Annotated in this window: 5 protein-coding genes and 1 riboswitch; of the genes, 2 read left to right on the top strand and 3 right to left on the bottom strand. The window is 44.0% G+C overall.

The features are described 5' to 3' along the window. Window positions 1-779: 779 nt before the first annotated feature. Entirely contained in the window at window positions 780-2,111 is a 1,332-nt protein-coding gene (locus R7E51_RS18180) for a cation:proton antiporter (RefSeq protein ID WP_206958320.1), read from the bottom strand. Between the two features lie 191 nt (window positions 2,112-2,302). Between R7E51_RS18180 and metH the strand changes: the two genes are divergently transcribed. Continuing rightward, window positions 2,303-5,983 (top strand): methionine synthase, encoded by a 3,681-nt coding sequence (metH, locus tag R7E51_RS18175; protein WP_206958319.1) that lies wholly within the window; start codon window positions 2,303-2,305, stop codon window positions 5,981-5,983. 86 nt (window positions 5,984-6,069) lie between these two features. Here the strand turns inward: metH and lysC are convergent, their stop codons facing one another. Continuing rightward, on the bottom strand, window positions 6,070-7,422 hold the full coding sequence (lysC, locus tag R7E51_RS18170; protein ID WP_017821324.1) for a lysine-sensitive aspartokinase 3: 1,353 nt from the start codon (window positions 7,420-7,422) through the stop codon (window positions 6,070-6,072). Between the two features lie 101 nt (window positions 7,423-7,523). Next, window positions 7,524-7,702: riboswitch (Lysine riboswitch) on the bottom strand. Between the two features lie 220 nt (window positions 7,703-7,922). On the opposite strand from lysC, the gene R7E51_RS18165 reads away from it, so the two are divergent. Further along, a complete protein-coding gene (locus R7E51_RS18165; RefSeq protein ID WP_017821323.1) occupies window positions 7,923-9,044 on the top strand; it encodes a pyridoxal-phosphate-dependent aminotransferase family protein in 1,122 nt (373 codons plus the stop codon). A gap of 59 nt (window positions 9,045-9,103) precedes the next feature. On the opposite strand, the gene R7E51_RS18160 is transcribed toward R7E51_RS18165, so the two are convergent. Beyond that, window positions 9,104-10,885, bottom strand: coding sequence for a PglL family O-oligosaccharyltransferase (locus R7E51_RS18160; protein ID WP_021707781.1), 1,782 nt, complete (start codon window positions 10,883-10,885; stop codon window positions 9,104-9,106). Between the last annotated feature and the right edge of the window lie 5 nt (window positions 10,886-10,890).

Genomic DNA, 10,890 nt, shown 5'->3' with positions numbered 1-10,890 from the left:
GGGGGTCGCGGGTTCGAGTCCCGTCCACTCCGCCACTTATATTAAGCCTCAGTCGAAAGACTGAGGCTTTTTTCGTTCTGGTTCCCCCGACTTACCTTAAACCCACGTTCATATTGAAACCTTGCATCTAGAGGTACACTACCCTCTTCACATGGTTTTAATATCGTCGTGAACGAGCTAGCATGTAACTCTGTGCCTTAGTCTTAGCCTTATTCCGATACCAAGCTCTAACCAAAGCTCCTTTTATTCGATATTAGAAAATCTAGTTATATGACAGAGCTTAATTGTTTGAGTTGTCGCTTGTTTCTAATTTGAAAACAGGAGGACTTTGAATACAAGTTTAGTCTCACTGAGTTCAAGAGGGAGGGATTTAAACTTCCGTTAAGGCTTTGCTACCTGAGTGCCAGCTCAGTTTTATCTCGGTGAGGTTTCCAACCCGTTTGGGTTCTGAACGCACTCACCCTAAATGTCTCTTTCTCATAAAAATACAAACTCGCTCATTGCTAAGTATTGTGGAAGTTTAGCTTTGATATTTGCGAGGAGCCTATATTGCCAAGGGAAGAGAAGGATACAGATGAAAATGGGTAAATTAAAAGGCTCGTCTATGAATACTATCTATCGGCAATAGTTAGTATCTATGAAAATGTAGCGTAGCGATTCTTAGTATATTTGAAGGTATATCAAAGAATAAGGAGCATTCGTCCTTGAAGGGGAGTCTGAAAATTAGTTATGAAAAAAGCAGCTAGGTAGCTGCTTTTTATTTATTAAGTTACGTGTCTTTAAGAGTCCACTGGCTCCGTATGTTCCGGAGTGGTTATTGCTTGGTTGTTCTCTTCCATCTTCTTCTCTTCTGCTTTTGCTTTTTCAATCATTGGAGTGATTGTTGAGCCTTGAATGAGGATAGAGAAAACAACGACGGAGTAGGTCATTACAAGAATAATCTCTTTTACATCGATTAACTTATCTTGAATCACCCAAATACCAGATGGAATAGAAAGTGCCATCGCTAGTGCTAGGCCTCCGCGTAAACCGCCCCACGTCAAAATACGCACTGACCATGGATTATATTTTCTGTAACGTTTAAAGCCTATGTAAGAAAGAAATACACTTAGATAGCGAGCTGCTAGTACAAGAGGGACTGAAATAGCCATCATGATCCAGTCTTCTTTGTGGAATTCAAATAGCAGCATTGACATGCCGATCAGTAGGAATAACACGCCATTCAAGAACTCATCAACAAGCTCCCAAAAATGGTCAAGGTGATCTTCACTCTCTTTTGAAAAGCCAATAAAGCGTGTCCAGTTGCCAATCATAATACCGGATACAACCATCGCGAGTGGGCCTGATACATGGATGTATTCAGCAAATGCGTAACCTGCTGTTGGGACACCAATGGTAAGTAACAATTCCATTGAGTGATCATCGGTGGCACTGATCAAGTAGTGAAATAGCAAACCGAGGACGAAACCATATGTGATACCACCGATAGCTTCTTGGATGAAGAGTAAGGTGACACTACCTACAGTTGGTGCCTCAGTGCCAAATGCAATCGTAAATAGAGTGACGAAGATAACCAAACCGAAGCCATCATTGAAGAGCGATTCTCCTTCAATCTGAGTGGAGATACGTTTAGGTGCATCTAGTTTTTTCACAATAGCCAATACAGCGATTGGGTCAGTTGGCGATATTAGAGCACCAAATAGTAAGCAGTAGACCAAATCAAATTGGATGCCAATTAACTGACAAAACCCATACAGTGCAAATCCAATAAAGAACGTGGAACACAGTGTGGCTCCAAGGGCTAAAACAGTGATCTCCCACTTTTGATCTTTAAGGTTCGGGAGTTTGATGCCTAGTCCACCAGCAAATAGTAAGAAGCCAAGAATGCCTTTGAGCAAGAAATCTTCGAAGTTAATCCTTGTGACCGTCTCCGTCGCAATTTCGGTGAGATGGAACCAGTTGTTTTGACCCGCAATTAAGATTAGAAGTGAAAGCACCATTGAACCTGCGGTAATCGCAATGGTGGTTTGCATCTTTCCTATCTTGCTGTTTACAAAAGCAATTAGCATCGCAGCTGCGGATAGAAAACATAAAGTATGATAGACCGACATAGAGCTCTCTATTTGTAACATTTTATGAATGGAATTCTCGGCTGATGCTGCTTAAATAGCAAACATTTTTTCGTGATTATTTTGTAAGTTAAGAAGGAGATAAAATAATCATTAATTCCACGTTTAGACGTCTAGACTCCTGAAGTTTGTGTGATAGGATGGAAAGATAACTAAAGGAATGAGGCTGTACTGTGGGAAGTAACGTAAGACAACAGATTGAAGCTCAATTGAAGCAATGTATTCTTTTGATTGATGGTGGTATGGGAACCATGATTCAAGGGTACAAACTTGAAGAGCAAGACTATCGAGGAACGCGCTTTGCGGATTGGCATTGTGATCTAAAAGGTAACAACGACCTGTTGGTTCTAAGTCAGCCTCAACTTATCAAGGAAATTCACGCTGCATATTTAGAAGCGGGTGCAGATATTCTTGAGACCAACACTTTTAACGCAACAACCATTGCGATGGCTGACTACGAGATGGAAAGCCTAAGTGAAGAAATTAACTTTGCAGCTGCCAAGCTTGCACGTGGAGTTGCAGACGAATGGACCGCAAAAACACCCGATAAACCACGTTATGTCGCAGGGGTTTTAGGGCCGACAAACCGAACTTGTTCTATTTCTCCTGATGTAAATGACCCCGGATATCGAAATGTTTCTTTCGACGAGTTAGTTGAGGCTTACTCTGAATCGACTCGAGCGCTGATTAAAGGTGGTTCAGACCTTATTCTTATCGAGACCATCTTCGATACGCTTAACGCTAAGGCTTGTTCATTTGCTGTTGAAAGTGTGTTTGAAGAGATGGGTATTGAGTTACCTGTGATGATCTCGGGGACTATTACTGATGCTTCCGGTAGAACATTATCCGGTCAAACCACAGAAGCGTTTTACAACTCATTACGTCATGTTAAACCGATTTCGTTTGGTTTGAACTGTGCACTTGGCCCGGATGAACTGCGTCCTTATGTTGAAGAGCTCTCGCGTATATCAGAATCTTTTGTTTCCGCTCACCCAAATGCTGGGCTTCCGAATGCATTCGGCGAATACGATTTGTCGCCAGAAGATATGGCTAAGCATGTTAAAGAGTGGGCTCAAAGTGGCTTTTTAAACTTGATTGGTGGGTGTTGTGGTACAACTCCTGAGCACATTCGCCAAATGGCACTCGCGGTTGAAAATATCGCCCCTCGTCAATTACCTGAACTTCCCGTTGCTTGTCGCTTGTCTGGCCTAGAGCCACTCGCTATTGATAAAGACTCTTTATTTATCAATGTCGGTGAGCGTACGAATGTAACCGGTTCTGCGCGTTTTAAGCGCTTGATTAAAGAAGAACTGTACGATGAAGCGCTCGATGTGGCTCGTCAACAAGTTGAAAATGGCGCTCAAATTATCGATATCAACATGGATGAAGGCATGTTGGATGCACAAGCTTGTATGGTTCGCTTTTTAAACCTTTGTGCGTCAGAACCTGAAATCTCAAAAGTACCAATCATGGTTGACTCTTCCAAGTGGGAGGTTATTGAAGCCGGTCTTAAGTGCATCCAAGGCAAAGGCATTGTTAACTCGATCTCTCTCAAAGAAGGCAAAGAGAAATTCGTTGAACAAGCTAAGTTGATCCGCCGTTACGGTGCGGCTGTGATTGTGATGGCGTTTGATGAGATTGGGCAAGCAGATACACGTGAGCGCAAAGTAGAAATTTGTACCAACGCTTACCGAATTCTTGTTGATGAAGTGGGCTTTCCACCAGAAGACATCATTTTTGACCCAAACATTTTTGCCATTGCTACGGGGATCGAGGAGCATAATAACTACGCGGTGGATTTCATTGAAGCCGTTGGCGATATCAAACGTGATTTACCACACGCGATGATCTCGGGTGGTGTTTCTAACGTCTCATTCTCTTTCCGTGGCAATAACTATGTACGTGAAGCGATTCACGCGGTGTTCCTCTACCACTGTTTTAAAAACGGTATGGATATGGGGATTGTGAATGCGGGTCAGTTAGAAATCTACGATAACGTGCCTGAAAAATTGCGTGAGGCTGTGGAAGATGTCGTTCTTAACCGTCGCGATGATGCCACTGAGAGGTTGTTAGATATCGCGGCGGAATACGCAGGCAAAGGGGTAGGTAAAGAGGAGGATGCCTCTGCACTTGAGTGGAGAACTTGGCCTGTTGAAAAGCGTTTAGAACACGCGTTAGTGAAAGGAATAACCGAGTTTATCGTTGATGATACCGAAGAGGCACGTGTCAATGCTTCAAAGCCATTAGAGGTGATTGAAGGCCCACTCATGGATGGGATGAACGTCGTCGGAGATTTGTTTGGTGAAGGTAAAATGTTCCTTCCTCAAGTCGTAAAATCTGCACGAGTGATGAAGCAAGCAGTCGCGCATCTGGAGCCCTACATCAATGCAGAAAAGCAGGTGGGACAAACAAACGGTAAGATTTTGCTAGCGACGGTCAAAGGTGATGTACATGATATCGGGAAAAATATCGTTGGCGTTGTATTGCAGTGCAATAACTACGAAATTATCGATCTTGGTGTCATGGTTCCTTGCGAAAAGATCTTAAAAGTAGCGCAAGAAGAGAACGTCGATATTATTGGTTTATCAGGGTTGATCACACCTTCATTAGACGAAATGGTGCATGTTGCAAAAGAGATGGAGCGTCTCGACTTTAACTTACCTCTTCTCATCGGTGGCGCAACAACGTCAAAAGCCCATACAGCAGTTAAGATTGAGCAAAATTACAAGCATCCAGTGGTTTACGTGAACAACGCCTCACGTGCAGTGGGCGTATGTACTTCTCTTCTGTCAGATGAACGTCGCCCTGAATTTGTTGAAAAACTTGAAGCTGATTACGAACGAGTACGTGATCAACATAATCGAAAGAAACCGAGAACCAAACCAGTGACATTAGAAGCTGCTCGAGCGAATAAAGTTGCTATCGATTGGGAAGCTTATACTCCTCCAGTGCCTGTTAAGCCTGGCATTCATATCTTCGATGATTTTGATGTGGCTATATTACGTCAATACATCGATTGGACACCATTCTTTATGACTTGGTCACTTGTGGGTAAGTATCCAACAATTTTCCAACATGAAGAAGTTGGTGAAGAAGCAAAACGTTTATTCGAAGATGCCAACGAGTTACTTGATCGAGTTGAGCGAGAAGGCCTGTTAAAAGCGCGTGGAATGTGTGGCTTATTCCCTGCTGCGAGCGTGGGGGACGACATTGAAGTTTATGCTGATGAAACTCGTACCGACGTTGTGAAAGTATTACGTAACTTGCGACAACAGACCGAGAAACCAAAAGGATTCAACTATTGTTTATCCGACTACATCGCACCTAAAGAGTCGGGTAAACATGATTGGATAGGGGCATTTGCTGTCACTGGTGGTATTGGTGAACGAGAGCTTGCTGATGAATACAAAGCACAGGGAGATGATTACAACGCAATTATGATTCAAGCGGTGGCGGATCGCCTAGCCGAAGCGTTTGCTGAGTATTTGCATGAGCGTGTCCGTAAAGAAATTTGGGGTTATGCTGCGGATGAAGATTTATCTAACGATGATCTCATTCGTGAAAAATACCAAGGTATTCGCCCTGCACCAGGTTATCCAGCGTGCCCTGAGCATACTGAAAAAGGACCGCTTTGGGAGCTACTTAATGTGGAAGAGAATATTGGCATGACTCTAACCTCCAGCTATGCAATGTATCCGGGTGCGTCAGTATCTGGTTGGTACTTCTCTCATCCTGACTCACGTTACTTTGCGATCGCACAGATCCAAGAAGATCAGCTAGAGAGTTACGCCGATCGTAAGGGGTGGGATAGGATCGAGGCTGAAAAATGGTTAGGGCCAAACATTAATGGTTAAATTGATGTTTACCTCGTCCAAATATAACAACTAATGAAACAACAAAGGGCTGCAGATACGCAGCCCTTTGTTTTATTGAGTTGAACTTACTTCTCAAACAACTCCGTGTGGAGTTTTTGTATGGCTTGTTTCGATACCGACTCATGGAGCAAGAAGCATAAGTTGTGAGGGCTAGCGCCATAACAAATCATGCGTAGGTTAAAATCTTCTAGCGTGCCAAAAACCTGTTTCGCGTAGCCTTTACTCTCACTCATGTTGTTACCAATGAGAGCAACGAGGCATAGGTCATGTTCAACTTCTACCTTACATAACTCTTCTAACTCTTCTCGTGCAGCTTGCGGCAGCTGTGGTGCTCCGCCAGATGTATCAGTTTGATCAAGTGTTAACGATACACTGATTTCAGATGTCGTGATCAAATCGACAGAGATCTTATGCTTTGCAAGGATCTCAAAGACCTTTGCTAAGAAACCGTATGCGTGGAACATATTGGCGCTGCGTAGCGTTACCATGGTTTGGTTACAACGCAAAGCTAGCGCACGGAATAACGGTGAGCTTTCGACTTGGTGGCGAATCCAAGTTCCCCCTTTTTCAGGCTCTTTCGATGACCCCACAAATACCGGAATGTCGTGGCGTAATGCAGGTACTAGCGTAGAAGGGTGAAGGATTTTAGCGCCAAAGTTAGCCATTTCTGAAGCTTCACTAAAGCTGATCTCAGGAATTGGTGAGGCTTTTGGCGCAATTCGCGGGTCTGTTGTGTAGATGCCCGGAACATCAGTCCAGATTTCTAACCCTGCCGCTTTGACGCTCTCAGCAATTAAGGCGGCGCTGTAATCGCTGCCTCCTCGACCTAGTGTTGTTGTATTACCGGCTTCGTCAGATCCTATGAAGCCTTGAGTAACAACAACGGATTGTTGGCAAAGTGGTACGAGTTTATCTTGCGCAAGCGTCGAAATTGCTTCAATGTTTGGCTCTGCGCGACCAAAGTTGTCATCAGTACGCAGCACATCGCGGATATCAAAGCGCACAGCTTGAATGCCTCGCTCACACATTAACTGAGTTAGAATATGCGTCGACATGAGTTCGCCACATGCGACTAAATGATCGGTTAACTTCGCACTAGCTTGGATAGATGCAGCCTCGGCCAGGCTGGTTACGGTATCTAATATGCCATACACCTCGGCAGCAGTTTTCGTGCTGTCTTCGAGCTGAGTTAAAATGGCGTCATGAATGTTGGCCAGATTTTGCAGCAGCTCAGTACGGTGCGTTTGATCCTGAACACCGTTGGCGAGTTCTACCAATAGGTTGGTGACGCCAGAGCAAGCGCTGCTCACGACCAGGCGAGTATTTGGATTGTTTTCGATAATGGTGGCGCAACGACTCATTGCCTCAAAGTTGGCAACACTGGTTCCACCGAATTTAGCTACGTTAAATGCGCTCACTGCGTTCTCCCACGGCTTCCTAAAAAATTGTACATCCAATGTTTAGTGAGAAAAGGAACAGAGCAAAAAGAGAGGTATTTAGAATGCTATTTGAAAAATTTACCCTCAGAAGCCCTTCATCAGACTGCGCTGATGACAGTTGATGGGATTCAGCCCAATTCAACCGACAAGTCAAATCCTGCAACTTTGACTTACCTCGGCACTACTCCCCCTCAATGATTGGTGTTGGAATTGCGGTTCCACAAATCATCTACCTGGGTAGCGCTCCTCTTCTACATAAAGCTCAAACATTGAACGGTTTTGAGGCCTTAATGTCAATCAATATTTCAACCTTTATGGTGTTTTTTATTAACGATTTTGTGACACTGGTTTGACCTCCATACTTACGGCTAATTGCTGATAGAGGAAAAATCTATTAGGGTGAAGAACCCTACACCTGAGCCATGTTATTGAATAGAACTTTTAGAATGCTCAGGATAAAAGATAATCAAGGAGCTGACATGTCGATCCAAAGCTTTATTCCGCCTCACCGTATTTTAATGGGACCTGGTCCTTCTGATATTTATCCTCAAGTGTTACAAGCACTAAGCCGTCCTACTGTAGGTCACCTTGATCCTCTGTTTATCGGTATGATGGATGAGCTCAAGCAGCTATTGAAGTATGCCTTTCAAACTGACAATGAGTTCACGATTGCGGTTTCAGCGCCAGGTAGTGCAGGGATGGAAACCTGCTTTGTAAACTTGATCGAGAAAGGCGATAAAGTGATCGTCTGCCGTAATGGTGTATTTGGTGAACGCATGCGCGAAAATGTCGTCCGTGCTGGTGGTGAAGTTGTTATCGTCGATGATGAATGGGGGACGCCTGTTTCCATTGATAAAGTCGAGCAAGCACTCGAACAGCACCCAGATACAAAAATTCTTGCTTTTGTGCATGCGGAAACCTCAACTGGTGCAGTCAGTGATGCTCAAGCATTGGGTAAGCTGGCGAAACAGCATAATGCATTATCTATTGTTGATGCGGTGACGTCACTTGGTGGTGTGCCGTTAAAAGTGGATGAATGGCAACTGGATGCGGTTTACTCTGGTAGTCAAAAATGTTTGTCATGTGTACCTGGGCTCTCACCAGTGACGTTTTCTCCTGCCGCGATTGAAAAGATTCAAGCAAGAACAACACCAGTACAGAGTTGGTTCCTCGATCAGAGTTTAGTTTTGGGGTATTGGAGTGGAGAAGGCAAGCGTAGTTACCATCATACGGCGCCAGTTAATAGCTTGTATGCGCTTCATGAAGCTTTATTGATACTGAAAAATGAAGGATTAGAAAACGCTTGGGCTCGTCACCAACTGATGCATGAAAAACTCAAAAATGGCTTACAAAAGTTAGGCTTTGAATTTGTTGTGGACGAAGCCCATCGGTTGCCACAATTAAATGCGATTTACGTGCCTGAAGGAATTGATGAAGCAAAAGTTCGTGCTCACTTGCTAGAAACCTATAACCTAGAAATTGGTGCAGGCCTTGGGGCATTAGCTGGTAAAGCGTGGCGTATTGGCTTAATGGGTTACGGCGCTCGATCTGAAAACGTTGCGCTGTGCTTAAAAGCGTTAGAAGAGTCACTCACTGAATAAAATCATACAGTAATGAGATAAAGAAAAGCGAAGGTCATCCCTTCGCTTTTTGGTATTTATTACTCAGCTCCTGAAGTGGGGACTGGTGAGGCAGAGATTGCTTGAGAAGGTGGTTGGTAATTGACGTCACTGAAATCAATCTTCGGGAACAAAAACTGCGCTTCAGCTCTAATTTGCTCCGCTTTACTTGAGTCATCTAAGCCTTGGTAGGCCAAAATCAAATTATTATAAAATGCAGGACGAGGCTTATCTTTGATGATTTTTAGCGACCAATCGATATAAGGCTGAATCAAGGTTGCGTCTTGTTGGTACAGCCCAAGGTTTAAAAACGTGCTATAGACATCCCAATCAAACCTGTCTTTCCAAACCACAGGGTTACTGACTTGATTCAGAATATCAGGGTTAGTTGGTCTAGTGGTCTCAAACTTCGTCAATACATAGTTCGTATGTAATGCGCTTACCATATAAAACGTAAACGCAACGGGAAGTACCAAACTAAAAACACGCAGCAAGCTTTTGGTCACATTACTAAAGCCGACTTGTCGATAACGAGAGACGCGCTGATCGACCCAGTACAGTAGGATAACGAAGATCAACCAATGCACGAGAGAGTGGTAGAAAGGGTATTCCAGTTGTGAGTGCAATACGATAGGTATAAACAAGGCCAGCAACGCAAGACGAGTTCCGCGTTTGGCTTGATAGATTCGATACAGTACCAGTGCCATCGCTAAGAAGATGCCGAGTATTGGCAGTAAGCCACCTTCTACTCCCCAGTAAAGTAGCTCGTTATGCGGATGATCCATGGCTGGCAAACCAGCTGGGTAATTCTCATTTAGGGCATGTTGACGAGCCGTATACAGCATGTACTCAGATTCAAACTTGCCATATCCATAACCAGTAAAAGGCTTTTCAATCACCATGTCTAATGTTTGCGGAAAAGTATACGCTCGAGGAGACTCCATATTTACTTTTTCTGCGGCTAACCCACCTCCATCAGGAAAGGCAAGATGCATGACAACGACTGAGAGTAAGAGCCCACTTACAAGTGACACAACCCAGCGGATAAAGCGCCCTTTGGTTGCAAAGCGGTACATGTATGGAATGACCAACAACACGGCGATGACCGAGGCTAACCAACCAGTGCGTGAAGCCAACGCCACAATTAGTGGTAAAGTTAAAACTGGTACGGCATAGAGAAGGTAAACATCGCTTAACTTACGATCGTATTTGTAGGGCTGACGTGCAAGTAAATAGCTGGCAATCACCAACCCTGTCGCAAGAAAGCTGGCCATTACATTGGGCTGTTGGAAAATACCATAAGGACGATTGGCCACCGTGTCGTAACCAAACGGATTGCCTGGTTTGAGATACAGATATTGTGTCAAACCAAAAATGGCTTCGATAACAACCGCAAGGACAATGAACCATAATAGGCGTTGGCGATGTTTATTACTGAAATGAAATTGTTGTAAGACAATAAAGAACAGGACACCACACCACAGGCCAATGAGCTTATTGGCAGCCAAACTGCTATTCGCATTTGGGTACAGAATGGGCACCGTCATGATAAGAGCACTAATGAACAAGCCGATGGTTAGTTTTGAGTAACGTAGTACTCGATTATTCGCAAGTTGGTAACACCCAATGCCTAATGCAAAGCTAAAAGCAATCCAAGTTGTCGCATTGAACGAAAGCGAAAGCCCCGAACCGCCGGGGTTGGGCATGAAAAAGTGCATTGCCAACACAAATAGTGTTGCCAAGGCAATGAGAAACTTGCGATTGAGGGGAACCTGTACTTTTTCGGGAGAAAGCTTTGTTCCACTTACATGTATAGTAGCCATAGTTA

This window comes from Vibrio sp. Vb1166, assembly GCF_033338695.1.
Classification (GTDB): domain Bacteria; phylum Pseudomonadota; class Gammaproteobacteria; order Enterobacterales; family Vibrionaceae; genus Vibrio; species Vibrio alginolyticus.
This window is presented reverse-complemented; position numbering and strand designations above follow the sequence as displayed.

Bases quoted from the DNA above. Each gene is read 5' to 3' on its own strand.
- R7E51_RS18180 (WP_206958320.1), bottom strand. From the start codon at position 2,111: ATGTCGGTCTATCATACTTTATGTTTTCTATCCGCAGCTGCGATGCTA.
- R7E51_RS18165 (WP_017821323.1), top strand. From the start codon at position 7,923: ATGTCGATCCAAAGCTTTATTCCGCCTCACCGTATTTTAATGGGACCT.
- R7E51_RS18160 (WP_021707781.1), bottom strand. From the start codon at position 10,885: ATGGCTACTATACATGTAAGTGGAACAAAGCTTTCTCCCGAAAAAGTA.